The sequence below is a fragment of the Mycolicibacterium chengduense genome, from assembly GCF_033741155.1.
Lineage (GTDB): Bacteria > Actinomycetota > Actinomycetes > Mycobacteriales > Mycobacteriaceae > Mycobacterium.
This window is the reverse complement of sequence record NZ_JAWQNH010000005.1, coordinates 388482-406319: the sequence shown is the minus strand read 5'-3', so window position 1 is coordinate 406319 and position 17838 is coordinate 388482. Positions and strand designations below refer to the sequence as shown.

Genomic DNA, 17838 nt, shown 5'->3' with positions numbered 1-17838 from the left:
GCGCGCGTGTTTGTGCATTTTCAAACGCCGGCACCGCCGCGTCGCGGATGAAACCGCACAAACACGACGGGTCAGCCGGGGATCTCCCGCACCGCCCCACGATCCGCCGACGTCGCCAACAACGCGTACGCCCGCAGCGCGGTGGACACCGGGCGGTCGCGGTCCCGCGGTCGGTACACTCCGTCCAGCTCGGCGCGGCGGCGCTCCAGCTCGCCCTCCGACACGTCCAACGTGATGCCGCGCGACGGGATGTCGATCCGGATGCGGTCACCGTCACGCACCAAAGCGATCGGACCGCCGGCGGCGGCCTCGGGCGACACGTGCCCGATCGACAACCCGGAAGTGCCGCCGGAGAACCGGCCGTCGGTGATCAAGGCACACGACTTGCCGAGCCCTCTGCCCTTCAAAAATGATGTGGGATAGAGCATTTCCTGCATACCCGGTCCGCCGCGCGGTCCCTCATAGCGCACCACCACCACGTCACCGGCGGCGACGCGACCGCCGAGGATGGCGTCGACCGCTTCCTCCTGTGATTCGACGACAACCGCGGGCCCTTCGAACGTCAGCGCGCCGGGATCGACGCCGGCGGTCTTGACCACGGCGCCGTTGGGCGCCAGGTTGCCGGTGAGGATCGCCAACCCTCCGTCGGCCGAATAGGCATGGGCCACATCGCGAATGCAACCGTTCGCCGCGTCGACATCGAGGCTCTCCCAGCGTTCGGATTGGGAGAACGCAGTGGCACTCCGCCGTCCACCGGGCGCAGCATGAAACAGCTCCCATGCCTCGGCCGAAGGGGCGATACCGCGAATGTCCCAGTCGGCCAACCACTCGTCGAGCGTCGCGGCGTGCACGGCATGCACATCCTTGGCCAACACACCCGCCCGGTGCAGTTCACCGAGGATCGCCGGGATACCGCCGGCGCGGTGCACGTCTTCCATCAGATAGGAGCCGTTGGGGGCCACCTTGCACAGACACGGGACACGGCGGGAAATCTCGTCGATCTCGCTGATCGCGAAGTCCAACTCGGCCTCATGCGCGGCGGCCATCAGGTGCAGCACCGTGTTGGTCGATCCGCCCATCGCCACATCCATCGCCATGGCGTTCTCGAACGCCGACCGCGACGCGACGGCCCGCGGCAGCACCGAGACATCGCCCTCGCCGTAGTACCGGGTGGCCAGGTCGACGACGGCGGCACCGGCCTTTTCGTACAGGGCGCGCCGCGCGGTATGGGTGGCCAGCACCGAGCCATTGCCGGGCAGTGCCAGACCCAGCGCCTCGACCAGACAATTCATCGAATTGGCGGTGAACATGCCTGAGCACGACCCGCACGTCGGGCAGGCTGACTCCTCGATCCGGGCCAGATCCTCGTCCGAGATCGACGAGTCGGCAGCGCCGGCCATCGAGTCGATCAGGTGCAGCCCAGTGCGCACCCGGCCGTCGACCAAGGTGGCACGGCCGCCCTCCATCGGCCCACCGGACACGAACACCGTCGGGATGTCGAGCCGTAGCGCAGCCATCAGCATGCCCGGAGTGATCTTGTCGCAGTTGGAGATACACACCAGCGCGTCGGCCTTGTGTGCCTCGACCATGTATTCCACCGAGTCGGCGATCAGGTCGCGGGACGGCAGCGAGTACAGCATCCCGGAATGCCCCATGGCGATGCCGTCGTCGACGGCGATGGTGTTGAATTCGCGCGGGATACCACCGGCATTCTTGATCGCCTCGGACACGATGCGCCCGACCGGTTGCAGGTGAGTGTGACCGGGCACGAACTCGGTGAAGCTGTTGGCCACCGCCACGATGGGCTTGCCGAAGTCCTCGCGGGCGACGCCGGCGGCGCGCAGCAGAGCGCGCGCTCCGGCCATATTGCGGCCATGGGTGACGGTGCGGGAACGCAGCGGGATCATGCTTCCCACTGTCGGACGTGGCCAGCATGCTGGGAAGACGCCGTCGGTACTAGTAGTGAGAGTAATAGGCTTGGGCATGCCCACCGAGGAGGAACGCCGCGCCGAGCTGGGTGCCTTCCTGCGCTCCACCCGCGAACGTCTGACCCGCGCCGACTTCGGACTGCCCGTGGCCGGACGGGGTCGGACGGTGGGCCTGCGGCGCGAAGAAGTCTCCTACCTGTCCGGAGTGAGCGTCACCTGGTACACCTGGCTGGAGCAGGGCCGAGACATCAATCCGTCGCGGCAGGTGCTCGATGCCGTCAGCCGCACGCTGCGCTTGGGCGTGCCCGAGCACCGCTACGTCCTGGGCCTGGCAGGCTTCGCCCCTCTGCCCGCCGCTGCCGCCAGCGAGGTGACGACGGTGCCGCCGCACGTGCAGCGTTTCCTCGACGCCATCGGCGACAACCCCGCCTACGCGCTGACCCCGGAATGGGGCATCGCCGGCTGGAACGCGGCCTATCAACGGCTCTACCCGAATGTGGCGACCACCCCGCCCGCCGAGCGCAACCTGCTGTGGGTGGTGTTCACCGACCCGGCCGTGCGCGACCTGCTCGACGACTGGCAGGTGACCAGTCAGCGCTTCCTCGCGGAGTTCCGCGCCGAGATCGGTTCTCGACTCGGTGACCCGGCGCTGCTGGATCTGGTGGCCCGGCTGTCGGAGGCCAGCGCCGATTTCCGGGCCGGGTGGCAGCGCCACGACATCCGCGGGTTCGAATCCCGCGAGCGGATCTTTCACCACCCCGAGCTCGGCACGGTCCGCTACGAGCATCACCAGTTGCGGCCGTCGGATCAGCCGGAATTCCAGATCGTTGTCTACACCCCGTTGTAGGCGCTGACTTTGTGCGCTTTCATCCGCTCGACGCCGTGTGTCGCGGACGAAACCGCACTCACAGCTAGCACGGACCCCGGCAGTGATCATCCGGACAATCTCAATTTCTCTGACTTCCGAGCAATCCGTGACGCGGTTGAACCCGAATCACCTCAGTGACGTGAGTTTCAGAGGGGCTCATGAAATCCGCAGGTGACAGGTGAGGGGAAACCGTGGATCAGAACCTGGACGACTACGCGGAAACCGGCGATATCGCCCAAGACGTCGAGCAACGCATCAAGTTGGTGCGCCACTTCGGCGCCAAGGGGCAGCTGCCGTTCTTTCAGCAAATTGATTCGGTGAACACGCCCCGGGTGGGTGTTCGGGGCCGCGAGTGCGTACTACTCGGGTCCAACTCCTACATCGGCCTGTCCACCCACCCGGATGTCATCGCCAAGGCCACCGAGGCCACCCGGGAATTCGGGGTCGGCACCACCGGCAGTCGCCTCCTCAACGGCACCTACCGCCTGCACGTTGACCTGGAGGAGCAGATCGCCCGCTGGCTGGGCAAGGAGCAGGCGCTCGTCTTCACCACGGGTTATCAAACCAACGTCGGCACCATTCAGGCCCTGCTCGGGGCCGACTGCCTGGCCGTGGTCGATTCCCTGGCCCACGCGTCCATCCGCGACGGCGTGCATCTGAGCCAGGCCGTCGAGGCCAAATTCGACCACAACGACACTCGTTCCCTGGCCGACACGCTGCGCAGCCACGCCGGAAAGCGGTACCGTCGCACGCTGGTCATCGTCGACTCGCTCTACTCGATGGAGGGCTCCACCGCGCCCCTGCAACAGATCATCGCGATCTGCAAGGAGGCCGGTGCTCTGCTCATGGTCGACGAGGCGCACGGTATCGGTGTCTTCGGCTCCTCCGGAGGAGGCCTGTCTCAACGCGACGACGTCGCCGGGGACATAGACATCCTGATGGGGTCGCTGTCGAAGGCCATCGGCGGTCTCGGCGGATTCATCGCCGCATCGCGTGACTTCATCGACGAGATCCGGCTGGCCGCCCGCTCGTTCTGGTTCAGCACGTCCGCCACGCCGGCATCGATGGCCGCCGCTGCGGCCGCGATCGACATCATCCGCGGTGACGAAGGCCGCGAACGCCGGAAACGCCTGGAGCGCAACGCGCGGCTGATGCGGGCATCGCTGGCCCCCTTGAACGTGGCGCTGCACCAACCCGACGCCCACAGCCCGGACTGGTCGCCCATCATTCCGATCCGCCTGTTCGACGAAATGCGAACCGCTCTGAGCTGGAATCAACTTCGCGACGCGGGCGTTTTCGTCACGCCGGCGATCTATCCGGCGGTGCCCTTGGGTAAGCCGATCTTGCGCGTCTGCATGACCTCCGAGCTGACCGAGGACGACGTCCGCCATTGCGCCGACCTGCTCACCAAGGAGCTGTCCTGGGCCATGGCGGCCGCATGAGTAGCGGACTCCGCCTCGCCATCACCGGCGGGACCGGTGATTTCGGCCGATCCCTCCTGAACTGGGCCGTGCACTGCGATGACGTCGCGGAGATCACCGTGCTCGGTCGCAGGCCGCTCGGCGCGGCACACCCTAAGATCCGGGAGGCCTTCCTGGATCTGGGCGGACACATCGACCTGGGTCCTGTCGCGACGTACGACGCGCTGGTCCACCTGGCCTACTGTGTGGAAGAGCCCCGGGACAAACGGCTGGCCTACCGGGTCAATGTGGCGGCAACCAAGACACTGCTCGACGAAGCGAACCGGGTGGGCATCGGCCGGCTGATTCTCACCTCGAGCGCGAACGCCCTCGGGGTCCAGGCCTGCGGAACCGGAAAACAGTTGCCGGAGAACACGTATCCCGCCGGGGATGCCAATCCCGATCACTACTACTTCTATCACAAAGCGCTGGTAGAGCACCTGGCCCGCTGGTACTGGCGCGACAGCGACCCGGACGGCACCCAGCTGGCGATCGTGCGTCCCTGCTACATCGTCGGCGAACATTTCGACAATTCCGGCCTGCAGGCCTTCCGGGCGAAAACCCTGCTGTATCCCGAACCCGGCCGTTCGTTCTACCAATTCCTCTGGGACACCGACCTGGTGGACGCCTATGTCACCATCCTCACCGAGCAGCTCACCGGTCTCTACAACGTGGCGCCCGAGGATCAGACCAGCGTGCGCGAGATCGCAGAACTCAACGGGTCACGCCTGATACCGGGGCCCTTGCCGTTGCTGAAAGCGGGCGCCGATCTGGCGTTCCGGCTGCACCTGGCCCCCTTCTCCGGGCATTGGGTGACGCTCGGCGACCCGCTGCTCGACTCGACGTTGCTGCGCACCACGACATCGTGGAAGCCGACCGCCACCTCAGCGGAAGCCTTGCAGCGCTACCTCATTCGACCCTGATCGCGCGGAAGGACCCCCGATGGACCGCACCGGACTCGAATCGCGACTGTCGCACAGTGGTGCCGTCCGCCGCTACCTGCCCGACCTCGCCGACGAGCTGAACGATCTCGGACTGATGCGCACCGAGGACCCGGCCACCAACGTCGTCAGCCTGTGGAAGGAGCACGACGGACCGCGGCTGACCGCACCGAAGGAGCTCGGCGGGCTGGGCGCAAGCTGCGTGGAAACCCTTGAGTTGCAACGCGGCGTCGGCTATCTCAACCCGTCACTGGCCGCCGCCACCACCATGCACTATTTGTCGGTGGCAGGCCTGGCCGACTTCGCCGAATCCGCCGACGAAGAGACCGTCGGCCTCATCACCTCCCTGATCGAGAACCGCACGGTTTTCGCGTCCGGGTTCTCCGAAGGCACCATCGCCGGCAGCGTCTTCCGACCCACCATGCAGGCCGCCCCGGCCGAGGGCGGCTACACCGTGACCGGCTGCAAGAAGCCGTGCAGCCTGGCCGACAGCATGGACTGCGTGATGGCCAGCGTGCTGCTGGAGGACACCGGGCAGCGGGCCATCACCGTGATCTTCAACGGCAGCCCCGGCGTCAGCGTCAGCCCGCTGTGGGTCAGTGCTCCGCTCTCGGGCGCACAGACCCACGCGGTGCACTTCGAGAACGTCTTCGTGCCCAGCGACCTGATGATGGTCAGCGATGTCGAAGACCCCGACGGACGCAACGAGAAATCGGGTTACGTGCTCTTCGGCTTGATCATCACCGCCGGCTACATCGGTGCGGCGACACGGCTGGCCTTCAAGGTCGCCGGACGCGATGACGTGACCGAAGCGGACTTCGTGGAGCTGTTCTCCCCCGTCGAAGGGGTGTGGCGTGCTCTGCGCATGATCGCCGCCCGGTACGACGACGGTGATCGCAGCGACGACTTGTTCGCCGACCTGCTGTGGATCCGCCTCGGCTTCCGGGACCACCTGCAGACCGCAGTGGCCCGGTTGGTCGCCAAAGTGGGCGGCGTGGCCTTCGCGACCGACCCCGAAATCGCCTATCTGGCCTCCTGCATCTCGGCGTATTCGTTCCATCCGCCGAACCTGCGTGAATCCGGCACCTTCCTGATCGACCACGAACTGTCCGGGGCCATCAACCTCACTCGCTGATCCCCACCTTGGCGTGCAGCTTCGCCAGCGGCGCCGGCGCCCACCAGTTCCATCGACCGGCAAGCTTCATCACCGCCGGCACCAGCACCATCCGGACCAGTGTCGCGTCCACCACCACCGCCAACGCCAGACCGACGCCGATCATCCGCATGAAGGCAACCTGCCCGCTGGACAACGCCGCGAACACGATCACCATCAGCAGCGCCGCGGCCGTGATCACCCGGCCCGCACCGGCAATGCCGAGGGCCACCGCCTCGTCATTATTCCCCGACGCAAGCCAGTGCTCCCTGATCCGCGACAACAGGAATACCTCGTAGTCCATCGATAATCCGAACGCCGTCGCGAACAGGAATACCAGCACGTCGGCGACCAACGTGCCGGTGGCGCTGGTACCCAGCCCGCCGAGATGGCCTTCCTGAAACACCCAGACCAGGGCACCGAGAGTGGCCGATAACGACAAGGTGTTGAGCACCAACGCTTTCACCGGCAGCACGAGACTTCCGGTGAGCAGGAAGATCAGCACGAACGTCGTGGTCGCGATGAGCAGCAGCACTACCGGCAACAGTCGCGTGATCTCGTCTACCGAATCTTGGTTGAGTTGGTTGGCGCCGGTGAATAGCGCCGGGGCGCCGTGCGGCACGGGAACTGCACGCAGCCGGTCGAGTTCGGCACGCGACTGGGTGTCCGAGGACGGATGGTCGATGGCGACGGAGAGCCACAGACGGCCTTCCTTGGCTGCCGCGGGTAACAGGGGTGGACCGGTCCGGCGGCCATCCGCGTACGACCCCTGCGGAGTCGAAACCAGCTCGGCACCATCGACTTTCGATAACGCCGTCGCATAACCGGCAATATCGCGGTCGGTGAGACCGTGCGCGTCCGGGAGGACGATCGAGGTGGCCGTCGCGGCATTGTCGGGGAATTCGGTGCGGATGGTGTCGCCGACCTGGCGCGACGGTGCGCTGGTCGGCAGTACGCGGTCATCGGGCAGCCCGAACTTCGCGCTGAGAAATGGGGCGCCGACGATCATGAGCACCGCGATCACGGCCAGCACGCACGGGATGGCGTGGCGCATCGCGAATGTCGCGACGGAATACAACCGGGTCTCGCGGATGTCGGTGGCGGGTGGTGTGCGGCGAAACAGCGTGCGGATGTTCAGCGATTCGATACGGTCACCGAGCAGTGCGATCACCGCCGGGGCGACCACGACGGCGTAGATGCCGGCCAGTGCCACCACCCCGCAGCCGGCGTAGGCCATGGACCGAAGGAAGTACATCGGGAACACCGCCAGCGCGCCCACCGCAAGGAACACCGTGCAGGCCGAGAACAGGATGGTGCGCCCGGCTCTGCGCACGGCCCGGCGCAGCGCCTCGTCGCGGTCACCGACCAGGTGGTACTCCTCGCGGTAGCGGCTGACGAGCAGCAGCGTGTAGTCGATGGCCAGCGCCAGACCCATGGCCGTGGTGAGGTCGAGCGCGAACATCGAGACATCGGTGAAGAGGGTGATCCCGCGCAGCAATCCAAGGGTGCCGACGATCGCCAAGCCGCCGACCACCAGGGGCAACAGCGCGGCGAAGAGTCCGCCGAACACCCAGATGAGCACCGCCAGGGACAGCGGCAGCGCAATGGACTCGGCGATCAGCAGGTCCTTTTCGGACTGCTCGTTGATCTCGGCGGCCACCATCGCAGTGCCTCCGGCGGCGACGGTGAGGCCGTCGCGCGATCCGGTGACGGTATCGGCGACCTCCTTGCCGTGCTGAGGCGCATCGCTCTCTCCGCCGGTGATCTGCGCGATGACGACCGCGGTTTTCTTATCGGCGCTGAGCAACCCCTGCCCGGCGGGCGTGCCGTCCCAGGGCGAAGTGACTCCGCTGACGTGCGGGGCGCGCCGCAGCTTCTCGACCAGTCGGCGGCCGGCCGCCGGATCCAGCGCGCCATTCGTGCCGCGCACCACGAACGTCACGTCCATGTCACCCTGGCCGAACGTCTCGGTCAGGACCTTCGCGCCTCGCGCAGACTCGGAATTCGGGTCCTGGAAGCCGGCGGCGCCGAGGTGCGTGGTCACGTCCGCACCGAACACCCCCGCCACCACCGTCAGGATGCCGACCACGAGCAGGACCCGTCTGGGCGCGGCAATGACCATGTTGCCCAGCACAGCGAGCACGCCTGGCGGCGTGTCGGAACCGTTTCGCATGATCGCCCTCGCAAAGCCGAGCGACCATTCGCATCGCTTCGAGCCGACTAAACCCCTTGGGGTTTACCCCATGCTGGAGACGATGACACATCCCGCGACCTGCCGGGTCCGTTCGGTACTACGCGGAAACGAAAGAAGGCCAGGGCGGTTGCCCTGGCCTTCTCTTGTGGAGCCGCCGGGAATTGAACCCGGGTCCAACGGCATTCCCTCAAGACTTCTCCGTGCGCAGTCCGCTATGCCTCTACTTGGATCTCCCGGTCACGCAGACAAGCCGAGATGACGATCCCAGTCGCTGTTTGATGTCCCCACGGGTCCCGCGACCGAACCCGTGGGTGGGTCCCTCTAGCTGATGCCAGGGTCCGGGCCGAGGGCGCTCCCGGTCTGACAGACACGCAGTCGCTTAGGCAGCGAGTGCGTAGTCGCGCTGATGAGAATCGGCGCTTAATTGGTTGCAACGACGCTTACGGTGGTCTCTTGCCTGCACCGGCACGCTTCCCTTGATTCGATGCGCGATGTCGAAACCGTTCGGCCCCTCGCATCCCCGCCGACTTTCGGCAGGAAAAACCATCATACCGTGCCATCCAACGACGGCCAGCGGTTATTTGTTCCGGGTCCCGCCTTCTCCCCGGTCGATCAGCCCTGAACTCGTGGGCCTGCTGGTTTATCGTGAATCGGTGCAGGGGACGCCGTTCGGCCGCTACCAGCTGATCGAGCTGCTGGGCCGGGGCGGGATGGGCGAGGTCTGGCGGGCCTACGACACCGAGATCGACCGCGTCGTCGCGTTGAAGATGCTGCTGCCGCACTACGCCCAGGACCCCGACTACGAGAAGCGGTTCCGCCGCGAGGCCCGCGCCGCGGCCCGGCTGGACGACCCCCACATCGTGCCCATCCACGACGTCGGCGAGATCGACGGCCGGCTCTACGTCACCATGCGGCTGATCAACGGCGCCGACCTGCAGACCCTGATCAACCACGGCCCGCTGGAACCCGCACGCGCGGTGTACATCATCGGCCAGATCGCCTCGGCGCTGCACATCGCCCACCAGGCCGGGCTGGTGCACCGCGACGTGAATCCATCCAATATTCTCTTGGGCGACAACGACTTTGCCTACCTGATCGACTTCGGCATCGCCCGCGCCAACACCGACACCGCGCTTACGTCGGCCAGCACCACCGTCGGCACCTGGGCCTACATGGCACCGGAACGCTTCAGCACCGGCGAAGGCGGCCCCAGCTCCGACATCTATGCGCTGGCGTGCGTGCTCTACCAATGCCTCACCGGCAACCTGCCCTTCCCCGGGGAGACCTTGGAGCAGGTTGCGGTGAGCCACATGATGATGCCCCCGCCCCGACCGTCACAGGACCTGCCCACCATCCCAGCTGCCATGGACCAGGTGATCGCCACCGGCCTGGCCAAGCAACCGACCGAGCGCTTCCCCACCACCGTCGACCTGGCGGCCGCGGCGCAGCGGGCACTGACCTACCCGAGCGACGCCGCGCCGACCCAGGCCTGGACACCGCCACCGAAACCGCACAAGACGAACCGCACCGGACTGATCCTCACCGCCGTGGCGGCAGTCGTCGTGCTGGTGGCCGGCGACATCGTCGCCAGCCTGGCGCTCTCCAAAGAGGACACCCCGCCCACGGCACCGTCCACCACATCGGCCGCACCACCCCCGGCACCGGTGTTCGGCGGCGTCTACCAGGCCGTGTTCAGCGCACCCACCCTGATCGACGGCGGGCCGCTGGACGGCGCGAAACCCACGACGGCCATGTGGGCGGTGCGCTCGACGTGCCGGCCGGACGGCTGTGTCGCGGTCGCCGAGCGCCAAAGCGGTGACGGTGGCCCACCGGTCGCAAAACTGGAATTCGATCAGATCGACGGGCAGTGGGTGGCCGTCGCGCTGGCCGCCGAGCAGTGCCACGATATCGCCGACGAGATCTGGTACGTCTTCACGCTGCGGGATCGCCCGGAGGGCACCCTCACCGGCCAGTTCACCGGCACGGCAGGCAATTCCTGCTCCGGCCGGGCCACCATCACGTTCAACCGCACCACCGACGTCGACCCGGCCACCCTGCCCGACCCCGCCGCCCTGCCGGCCCGCGTCGTCTCCCCGGCCGCGGCCCTGCACGGCAGTTACCGCAGCACCCGAACCTTTCGCAATGGCCTCCCGCCGATCCAGGGTGACTACACCGTGCACACCGACTGCCTGCGAACCGGTGAGCGGTGCATGAGCTACTTCCACAAGCCCGAGGATTACCGCCCGTTGCTGTTCGCCAACGGCGTCTGGTCGCTCAACAGCCAGTCCGAGGCCGTCTGCGACGGCAACGTCATCAAACTCACCGCCACCGGCCAATACCCGCTGCCACAGCCCACGCAGAACCCCGTCAACCTGCTCTTGGGGCACGGCACGTGGGAGGAATCCGCGCCGTGTGCGATGAAGACCGAGTTCGACGAAACCTTCACCCGCACCGGGGACTGACACCACAAGAATCCGCCAAGCGCCTGGCCGCAACCTTTTCGTGACCGAAACACCCGTCACGAAAGGAGCCAGCCATGAACCGGTATGTGTCTTCCCCGCAACGACGCCGCATGGCCGGCCTTTACGCGCTGAAGCCGTGGTTCACCGCGCGCCTGACCCCCATCCTGGACACCGCTGTCGCGCACCGCGTCTCACCGGATGTCTTCACCGCTGCCGGCGTACTCGCCGCCGCGGTGGCCGGCGTGTTCATTGCCTGGGGGTGGTGGCACCTGGCCGCGGTGTTCCTGGTGTTACGGCTGGCGGGCGCCAATCTCGATGGCGCCGTCGCCCGGGCCCGCGGCGTCAGTCGGCCGTGGGGTTTCGTGCTCAACGAAATCGGTGACCGCACAGCCGATCTGCTGACCTTCGGTGGGCTTGCCGTGTGGGCCGCGCGTCAGCACGGGCCTGGTCTGCAGTGGCTATCGTGGACGGTGCTGCAGGTGGTGATCGCCGCCCTGGCCGCGACGCTGCCCACCTTCGCGTCGCTGGCCGCAGCCGGGGCCGGTGCCACCCGGATCAACGGTGGCCCCCTCGGCAAGACCGAACGCTGCGTGTTCACCGTGCTGGCCACCGCGTTCCCCGGTCTGATGCCAATTCTGCTGGCCCAGCTGGTCAACGGCTCCCTGATCACCACCGCCTTGCGGCTGCGCAACGCACACCGCGAGCTGAAAGCGCAGGCGCTACCCGACGATGCGGTGACCGTGCCGATGACGCGTCCGTGGACCGTCGTGTCGAACCTGCCGACCCGGCCGATGCGGGCGGCGGCATGAGCGAGGCTTGCCGAGCGAATCGGCAATCCATGAGCGTCGTCCGGCACTGGTTGTGGCGCACGGTGTGCACCGTCTCGGGCGGGTTGACCGTCACCGGGCGCTGGCAGGTCCGCGGTGGCGCAGTGATCGTCGCCAACCACGCCTCACACGCCGACACCGCGGTGCTGCTGGCTGCCCTTCCGCCCTCGACCAAGGTGATGTTCGGTGCGGCCGCCGACTACTGGTTCGACGTCCCGGTGCGCCGGCTCGTCGCCACCTCCCTGATCGGTGTGTTGCCACTGCGCCGCACCGGTGGCGGCAGCTACGCCGAGCTGCTGCGGGCGGCGGGCCCGCTGCTGAAGGCGGGCCACACCATCGTCATCTATCCGGAAGGCACCCGGTCCACCGACGGCAACATCGCCGAATTCCGTTCCGGTGCCGTGCGACTGGCCCGTGATTGCGGTGTGCCGATCGTTCCGGTCGCGGTGCTCGGCACCGCCGACGTGCTGCCCAAGGGCGGCACGTTCACCCCGGGTTCCCCGATGCGGGTATGCATCGGGGAACCGGTCGACCCGCACCACACCACGGCCGCGCGGTTGCGCGACACGGTGCTGGCGCTGCGCACCGGAGGGCACCATGCCCTCGCTGCTTGACACCGCGAATTTCGGCCGACCGGCCTGGTTCCTGCCCGCACTCACCGTCGGCATCCTGGCCGCCGCCGGAATCGCGGTGCTGATCTCGCGTCGGCCCGACCTGATCCGCAAGTGGCGCACCTGGGTGCTCATTGCCCCCGCCGTCGGCATCCCGACGGTACTCGGTGCCGGCACCACCGCCGCGTTCGCCGCCGCGCTCGCCGCGGTTGGCGTCTTCGAGTACGGCCGACTGGTCGGCTTGCGCCGCACCGACACCGCGGTGCTGCTGGTGCTGGCAGTGGGTTATCCGATCGCGGCGTGGCTGCGCCCCTCGCTCTTGGCGCTGGCGCCGCTGCTGGTGCTGCTGTGCGCGGTGCCGTCGGTGGTGTCCGGTGACATCGAAACGGGTTCCCGCCGTGCGGCTTTCACCGCATTCGGGTCGGTGTGGATCTGCTGGTCGCTGGCGCACCTGGTGCTGGTGTGGCCGGACGCCTTCCTGGTCTGCTTCGCCGTCGCCGCCACCGACGTGGCCGCGTGGTGCGGCGGAAAAGGGTTGCGGCGCATGGCGTGGGCCCGGCGTCCGATCTCCCCGTTGAGCCCCAACAAGACCGCAGGCGGTGTCGTAGGCGCGGTAGTCGGTGCCACGGCGGTGCTGTTCGTCCTCGGCACCGTCTCGGTCGGACTGGTGCTGGCGGTCGCCGTGGGCGGACTGTTCGGCGATCTGCTCGAATCGATGCTCAAGCGCCAGGCGCGCGTCAAAGACGCCGGGGACTGGCTGCCCGGTTTCGGGGGCCTGCTCGACCGCATCGACTCCCTCCTGTTGGCCCTACCCCTGGTGTACGTACTCACATGAACACTCAAACGATCTCCCGCGGTGTGGACGTCCACGGCGTCACACTCGACACCCGCCTGGACCGGGTGTCGTTCTCCGCCCAGCCCGGTACCCTCACCGCGCTCATCGGCCCCTCGGGTGCCGGCAAGTCCACCCTGGCCCGCGTGCTGGCCGGACTGACCCGGCCCGAGTCCGGCGCCGTGCACTTCGAGGGCACGGTCGGCATGGTCCCCCAGGACGATGTTCTGCACGGGAAGCTCACCGTCACAGAGGCTTTGGCATACGCCGCCGAGCTGCGCGGCGCCGACCCCACGGCGGTCGCCGATGTGCTCGCCGAACTGGACCTGCACCCGCACGCCGGAACCCGTATCGACACACTGTCCGGCGGACAACGCAAACGGGTCTCGGTGGCACTGGAACTGCTGACCGGTCCGGCACTGCTCATCCTGGACGAACCCACCACCGGTCTCGATCCGGCACTGGACCGCCAGGTGATGACGCTGTTACGTCGGCTTGCCGACGCCGGCCGGGTCGTCATCGTCGTGACGCACTCGTTGGCTTTCCTCGACATGTGTGATCAGGTGCTGTTGCTGGCGCCCGGCGGTAAGACCGCCTACTACGGGCCACCCGCCGACATCGGGCTGGTGCTGGGCAGCACGGATTGGGCCGAGATCTTTGCCCGGCTGTGCGCGGATCCTGAAGGGGTGCAACGGCATTACCCGAACGCCCCGGTCCTGGCCCGGTCTCCGCGCCCGCCCCGCCGCCAGGGGACCGTCGGGCAGTTCCGCACGCTCGCCCGTCGTCAGGTCCGGCTGCTGACCACCGACCGCGGTTACCTGACGTTCCTGGCTGCGCTGCCCGTGCTGGTGGGCATCCTGCCGCTGACGGTGTCTGGGCACTCCGGATTCCTCAGCTCGGCGCTGACCGCCCCGCTCGAGGCCAAGCAGGTGATCGCGCTGACCAACTTCGCCGCGATCCTGATGGGCACCACCTTGACGGTTCGGGACCTGGCCGGCGAGCGGGCGATCTACGCCAGAGAACGTGCGGCCGGGCTGTCGGCCGGCGCCTATCTGCTGGCCAAGATCGCGGTGTTCGGCGCGGTGGCCGCCGGTCAGGCGACGCTGCTGGTGCTGATCGTCTGCATCGGCAAACCAGCTCCGACCGGGGCCACAACTTTGGGCAGCCCAGTGCTGGAACTCGGGGTGGGTGTCGCGGCCACGGCGGTGGCGGCCGTGATCCTCGGACTGGCCCTCTCGGCTGCCGCCCGGACCGTGGATCAGGTGATGCCGCTGCTCGCGGTGGCGCTGACCGCCCAGCTGGTGCTGGCCGGAGGCTTCATCCCGGTGACCGGTCGGCCGGCACTGTCGGCGCTGGCGTCGATCACCCCGGCGCGGTGGGGCTTCTCCGCCTCGGCTTCGACGGCGGACCTGAGCAACCTCGTCGTCGGCATCGCGCAAGACGGGCATTGGCGCCATACGGCCGGGGCGTGGTGGTTCGACATGGCGATGTTGGGACTGCTCGCCCTGGCATTCGCCGGCATCGCGCGGTGGCAGTTGCGTCGCGTGTGACTCGCGAGCGGCCTCAAAATGCCACCATTTGGCGGCGTGTTGCGTGCAGACACGGCCGCTCGCGGGAGGATCCCTAACCCCCGGCGATCATGGCGACCGCGGCGAGGGAGGCGACCATCCCGACGACCTGCCATCTGGTGACCGTCTCCTTGAGTACCAGCAGCGCCAGGGCCACCGTCCCGGCCGGATACAGGGCGATCAGTACACCGGTCAGCGACAGCAGCGAGTGCTGCAGGGCCAACAGCATGGCCACGTTGGCGATCGTGTCGAGCACGCCGGCGCTCAGCGCCAGCCACAGCGGCACCCCCGTCGGGACCCGCAGCTGGCGCGCGGCCAGCGCGATCACGACCACCAACAGCGACGCCGACAGCCGGGCGAACACCAGCGGCCACAGCCCCGCCTCGTGCGGTGCCTGGTCGATCACCACGAAGTTCAGCCCGAACGCCAGCCCGGAACCGACGGTCAGCCAGGCCACCTTGGTGGTGAAGCGGTGCTCGGTGGTGTCTTCATCGGTCACACCCCGGGACACCAGGACCACCGCGACCAGCGCCACCGCGATCCCGGCGAGCGCGACCGCTCTGGGGCGCTCCCCCATCACCACACCGAATCCGACCGGGACGCCGGCCACCAGGATCGCCGTCAGCGGCGACACCACCGAGATCGGTCCGGCCCCCAGCGCGGCGTAGAACCACCACACCCCGAAGGCCTGAGCCAGCCCGCACAGCACACCCCAGAACACCGCGGGCTGCGAAATATGTCCGCCGACAACGAAAGCCAGCCCGGTCAGCAGCAGCAGGGCCAGCGGATAGGACACGATGACCACCCGCAACGCCGCGACCCGGCGCGAAGCGATCCCCCCGACGAAGTCGCTCACGCCGTAGCCGATGGCCGACGCCAGCGCGAGCACTACCCCGATCAGCGCATGCCTTTGGCCCGTCGGCCCATCTCGCGGCTGATCTCGCGCTGCGCGTCACGCTTGGCGATGTCCTGACGTTTGTCGTGGGCCTCTTTACCGCGGGCCAGCGCCAGCTCCACCTTCACCTTGCCGTCGGTGAAGTACAGCGACAACGGCACCAGGGTCAGGTTGCCATCGCGGATCTTGCCGACCAGATTGTCGATCTCCCGGCGGTGCAGCAGCAGCTTGCGGTTACGCCGCGGCGCATGGTTGGTCCAGGTGCCGTGGTGGTACTCGGCGATGTGCAGGTTGCGCAGCCAGATTTCGCCGTCGTCGACCGTCGCGAAGGCATCGACCAGTGAGGCCTGCCCCTCGCGCAGGCTCTTGACCTCGGTACCCACCAACACCACACCGGCCTCGTACACATCGAGAATCGAATAGTTGTGCCGGGCTTTGCGATTGGTCGCGACCACGTGGTTGTTGGTCTTGTCGGCAGCTTTGCCTGGCTTCTTACTGGTGGTAGCCATCTCTATCTTCGGACGTAACTTCGGAGGGTGACATAGGCGGTGATGCCAGCCATCGCCATGCCGAGGAGCAGCATCCGCGGAGCGCTGTAATACAGCACGTCTGCATAGTCGACGTTGGCGATCAGATTGGCTTGGTAGAACTGGTCGAGCGCCTTTTCCAGGAACACGGCCCGCACCACAATAAGCCCGATGACGGCCAAGATGACACCGATTAATGCGGCGAGCATGGCCTCCACCAGGAAGGGCAGCTGGGTGTACCAGCGGGTCGCGCCGACCAGCCGCATGATGCCGATCTCGGTGCGCCGGGTGTAGGCCGCCACCTGCACCATGTTCGCGATCAGCAACACCGCACCGATCGCCTGCACCAGCGCCACCGCGAACGCGACATTGCTCATCCCGTCCAGCACGGCAAACAACCGGTCGATCAGGTCTTTCTGGTTGAGCACGTTGAGCACCCCGGGCTGACCCTGCATGGCCTGGTCGAAATCCTTGTGCTGCTCCGGGTTGTCCAGCTTGACGACGAACGACGCCGGGAACGCGTCCTTGCCGGCCACGTCCTTGTACTGCGGGAACTTCTTGACCGCGTCCTCGTACGCCTGGTCACGGTTCAGGAAGCGGACCGACTTGACGTCGTCGCGTGCCTCGATCCGGGCGCGCAGCGCCTTGCACGGATCCGAATCACAGGTCGGGTCGTTGGCCGAGACGTCATTGGTGAGGAAGACCTGGCTCTCCACCCGGTCGAGGTAGATGGCGCGGGACTGGTCGGCCAGCCGGACCACCAGCAGGCCACCGCCGAACAAGCCGATGGAGATGGCGGTGGTCAGGACCATCGCCACCGTCATGGTGACGTTGCGACGGAAACCGGTCAGAACCTCATTGATGAGGAAGCCAAAACGCACTTAGCGATCCATTCCGTAGACGCCGCGCTGTTCGTCGCGGATGAGCCGGCCCAGTTCGAGCTCGATGACACGCTGACGCATGGAGTCCACGATGTGGTGGTCGTGCGTGGCCATCAGCACGGTGGTGCCGGTGCGGTTGATCCGTTCGAGCAGATCCATGATGTCTTTGCTGGTCTCGGGGTCCAGGTTGCCGGTGGGCTCGTCGGCCAGCAGCACCAGCGGCCGGTTCACGAACGCCCGGGCGATCGCCACCCGCTGCTGCTCGCCACCGGAGAGCTCGTTGGGCAGCCGATTGGCCTTGCCGGACAACCCGACCATCTCCAGCACGTCGGGCACCACCCGGTTGATGACGTCGCCGCGCTTGCCGATCACCTCCAGCGCGAAGGCCACGTTGTCGAAGACCGTCTTCTGCTGCAGCAGCCGGAAATCCTGGAACACGCAGCCGATCACCTGGCGCAGCTGCGGGACGTGGCGACCGGAGAGCTTGTTGACGTGGAATTTGGAGACGCGGATATCGCCCTTGGTGGGGTGTTCAGCGGCCAACAACAACCGCATGAACGTCGACTTGCCCGACCCCGAGGGACCGATGAGGAAGACGAACTCGCCCTTGTCGATTTTGAGCGACACATCGTCGAGCGCGGGCCGCGCCGAGGATTTGTACTGCTTGCTCACTTTGTCGAGCGTGATCATC

Annotated in this window: 15 protein-coding genes and 1 other RNA gene; 9 read left to right on the top strand and 7 right to left on the bottom strand. The window is 67.2% G+C overall.

The genetic code is table 11. The annotated features are described in order from the left end of the window. Nucleotides 1–71 precede the first annotated feature (71 nt). Nucleotides 72–1907 (bottom strand): dihydroxy-acid dehydratase, encoded by a 1836-nt coding sequence (gene ilvD / locus SBI67_RS20510; protein ID WP_318982325.1) that lies wholly within the window; start codon nucleotides 1905–1907, stop codon nucleotides 72–74. Between the two features lie 76 nt (nucleotides 1908–1983). On the opposite strand from ilvD, the gene SBI67_RS20505 reads away from it, so the two are divergent. The 4 genes from SBI67_RS20505 (at nucleotide 1984) to SBI67_RS20490 (ending at nucleotide 6332) form a co-directional block, all read left to right on the top strand. Then, nucleotides 1984–2775 (top strand): helix-turn-helix transcriptional regulator, encoded by a 792-nt coding sequence (locus tag SBI67_RS20505; RefSeq protein WP_318982324.1) that lies wholly within the window; start codon nucleotides 1984–1986, stop codon nucleotides 2773–2775. Nucleotides 2776–2987: 212 nt separating this feature from the next. Continuing rightward, nucleotides 2988–4238 carry an aminotransferase class I/II-fold pyridoxal phosphate-dependent enzyme gene (locus SBI67_RS20500; protein ID WP_318982323.1) on the top strand — a complete coding sequence of 417 codons (1251 nt, stop codon included), beginning with the start codon at nucleotides 2988–2990 and terminating at the stop codon, nucleotides 4236–4238. Continuing rightward, entirely contained in the window at nucleotides 4235–5179 is a 945-nt protein-coding gene (locus SBI67_RS20495) for an NAD-dependent epimerase/dehydratase family protein (protein ID WP_318982322.1), read from the top strand. Before SBI67_RS20500 ends, SBI67_RS20495 begins: the two co-directional genes overlap by 4 nt. Nucleotides 5180–5198: 19 nt before the next feature. Then, nucleotides 5199–6332, top strand: a complete 1134-nt coding sequence (locus SBI67_RS20490; protein WP_318982321.1) for an acyl-CoA dehydrogenase family protein — start codon at nucleotides 5199–5201, stop codon at nucleotides 6330–6332. On the opposite strand, the gene SBI67_RS20485 is transcribed toward SBI67_RS20490, so the two are convergent. After that, entirely contained in the window at nucleotides 6322–8523 is a 2202-nt protein-coding gene (locus SBI67_RS20485) for an MMPL family transporter (RefSeq protein ID WP_318982320.1), read from the bottom strand. The genes SBI67_RS20490 and SBI67_RS20485 overlap by 11 nt on opposite strands. A 164-nt stretch (nucleotides 8524–8687) precedes the next feature. Beyond that, nucleotides 8688–9056, bottom strand: a transfer-messenger RNA (tmRNA) gene (ssrA, locus tag SBI67_RS20480). Between the two features lie 141 nt (nucleotides 9057–9197). On the opposite strand from ssrA, the gene SBI67_RS20475 reads away from it, so the two are divergent. From SBI67_RS20475 to SBI67_RS20455, 5 genes are all read left to right on the top strand, one after another. Beyond that, nucleotides 9198–11006 carry a serine/threonine-protein kinase gene (locus tag SBI67_RS20475; RefSeq protein WP_318982319.1) on the top strand — a complete coding sequence of 603 codons (1809 nt, stop codon included), beginning with the start codon at nucleotides 9198–9200 and terminating at the stop codon, nucleotides 11004–11006. Between the two features lie 74 nt (nucleotides 11007–11080). Then, nucleotides 11081–11815 carry a CDP-alcohol phosphatidyltransferase family protein gene (locus tag SBI67_RS20470; RefSeq protein WP_318982318.1) on the top strand — a complete coding sequence of 245 codons (735 nt, stop codon included), beginning with the start codon at nucleotides 11081–11083 and terminating at the stop codon, nucleotides 11813–11815. 29 nt (nucleotides 11816–11844) lie between these two features. After that, the gene (locus SBI67_RS20465) at nucleotides 11845–12447 is read left to right on the top strand and encodes a lysophospholipid acyltransferase family protein (RefSeq protein ID WP_318982317.1); all 603 of its coding nucleotides are present in this window, start codon (nucleotides 11845–11847) and stop codon (nucleotides 12445–12447) included. Beyond that, the gene (locus SBI67_RS20460) at nucleotides 12431–13279 is read left to right on the top strand and encodes a phosphatidate cytidylyltransferase (RefSeq protein WP_318982316.1); all 849 of its coding nucleotides are present in this window, start codon (nucleotides 12431–12433) and stop codon (nucleotides 13277–13279) included. The genes SBI67_RS20465 and SBI67_RS20460 overlap by 17 nt, the downstream gene beginning before the upstream one ends. Then, complete coding sequence (locus SBI67_RS20455) at nucleotides 13276–14826, top strand: ATP-binding cassette domain-containing protein (protein ID WP_318982315.1); 1551 nt, start codon at nucleotides 13276–13278, stop codon at nucleotides 14824–14826. Before SBI67_RS20460 ends, SBI67_RS20455 begins: the two co-directional genes overlap by 4 nt. 73 nt (nucleotides 14827–14899) lie before the next feature. On the opposite strand, the gene SBI67_RS20450 is transcribed toward SBI67_RS20455, so the two are convergent. The 4 genes from SBI67_RS20450 to ftsE are packed head-to-tail and all read right to left on the bottom strand — an operon-like array spanning nucleotide 14900 to nucleotide 17837. Continuing rightward, a complete protein-coding gene (locus tag SBI67_RS20450; protein ID WP_489685570.1) occupies nucleotides 14900–15745 on the bottom strand; it encodes an EamA family transporter in 846 nt (281 codons plus the stop codon). Further along, nucleotides 15742–16248 (bottom strand): SsrA-binding protein SmpB, encoded by a 507-nt coding sequence (gene smpB / locus SBI67_RS20445; RefSeq protein ID WP_318982313.1) that lies wholly within the window; start codon nucleotides 16246–16248, stop codon nucleotides 15742–15744. Before smpB ends, SBI67_RS20450 begins: the two co-directional genes overlap by 4 nt. Nucleotides 16249–16250: 2 nt before the next feature. Beyond that, the gene (gene ftsX / locus SBI67_RS20440; protein WP_266049810.1) at nucleotides 16251–17147 is read right to left on the bottom strand and encodes a permease-like cell division protein FtsX; all 897 of its coding nucleotides are present in this window, start codon (nucleotides 17145–17147) and stop codon (nucleotides 16251–16253) included. Continuing rightward, on the bottom strand, nucleotides 17148–17837 hold the full coding sequence (ftsE, locus tag SBI67_RS20435) for a cell division ATP-binding protein FtsE (RefSeq protein WP_062657276.1): 690 nt from the start codon (nucleotides 17835–17837) through the stop codon (nucleotides 17148–17150). Between the last annotated feature and the right edge of the window lies 1 nt (nucleotide 17838).